Source organism: Roseomonas sp. KE2513 (assembly GCF_016107305.1).
Taxonomy (GTDB): Bacteria; Pseudomonadota; Alphaproteobacteria; order Acetobacterales; family Acetobacteraceae; genus Roseomonas.
Window position 1 is genome coordinate 1 of the sequence record NZ_RCVR01000150.1, and the last position, 1,041, is coordinate 1,041.

The 1,041-nt window shown below is 68.1% G+C and carries 1 protein-coding gene; it reads right to left on the reverse strand.

Annotated elements, in window-relative coordinates:
* Nucleotides 1-804 (reverse strand): IS5 family transposase gene (locus D9599_RS30680; RefSeq protein ID WP_198385125.1). Its coding sequence is split into 2 segments (ribosomal slippage), with 805 coding nucleotides annotated over them: nucleotides 1-468 and nucleotides 468-804; the frame shifts between segments, so codons are not numbered across the junction. This gene is flagged as partial in the annotation.
* Nucleotides 805-1,041: the final 237 nt, after the last annotated feature.

Genomic DNA, 1,041 nt, shown 5'->3' on the forward strand with positions numbered 1-1,041 from the left:
AACAGAATCGCCTGACTTGGTTGAGGCAGACGAGAGCGCAGGCGAGCGTGGCGAAGGCCAGGTGGATGTCTGCACGGCGTTCGTAGCGGACGGGCAGGCGGCGGTAGCGGTTCATCCAGGCGTGCGTGCGTTCCACCACCCAGCAATGTCGCCCGAGGCGGGCGCTGCTCTCGATCCCGCGCCGGGCGATGCGCGCGGCCATGCCGCGAGCACGGCACTCCCAGCGGCAGGGGCGGTGGTCATACGCCTTGTCGGCATGCAGCTTCCCAGGCCTGCAGCGAGGACGGCCGCGGCGGCCGGTGCGCAGTGGCGGCACGGCATCCAGGGTCGGGGCCAGCATCATGCTGTCTTGGCGGTTGGCCCCGCTCAGCGTCAGGCCGAGCGGCGTGCCACGGGCATCGGTGACGAGATGGCGCTTGGTGCCCGGCTTGCCGCGGTCCGTTGGGTTCGGCCCGACCTCCGCACCCGCTTTTTGGCTGCCACACTGGTGCTGTCGAGCGCCGCCCTGGACCAGTCGACGGCCCCCGCCGCCTCCAGGCGCTCCAACAGCACACGGTGCAGCCGCCGCCAGACCCCGGCCACCTGCCAGTCCCGCAACCTGCGCCAGCAACTCATCCCCGAGCCGCAGCCCATCTTCATCGGCAGGCGCTCCCACGGCGAGCCCGTGGTCAGGACGAACAGGATCCCCGTCAGCACCGCCCGGTCCGCCAGCCGCGGCCGCCCACCCTTCGGCTCGGCCCGCTCGGCTGGCAGCAGCGGCTCGACCGCCGCCCACAAATCATTCGGTACCAGGGGCTTCGCCATGCCCCCAGGAACGCTCGCTGCCCGGTTTCGTTAGACGCTTTAAGACACGCGGGCATTTCCAGGAGCCACATAGGGGCGGCGGTAGGGAGAACCAGATTAGTTTAGGTGTCCGGTCGTAAGATGCCATGGATCTAAGACGCTGGTAAAAATAGACTTTTCCTGCTCCTGCGCACTGAACAAGGTCGGTCAGACCAGGCTCTTGAGAGGTGGCTCGGGGAATCTGGACAGGTTGGATGA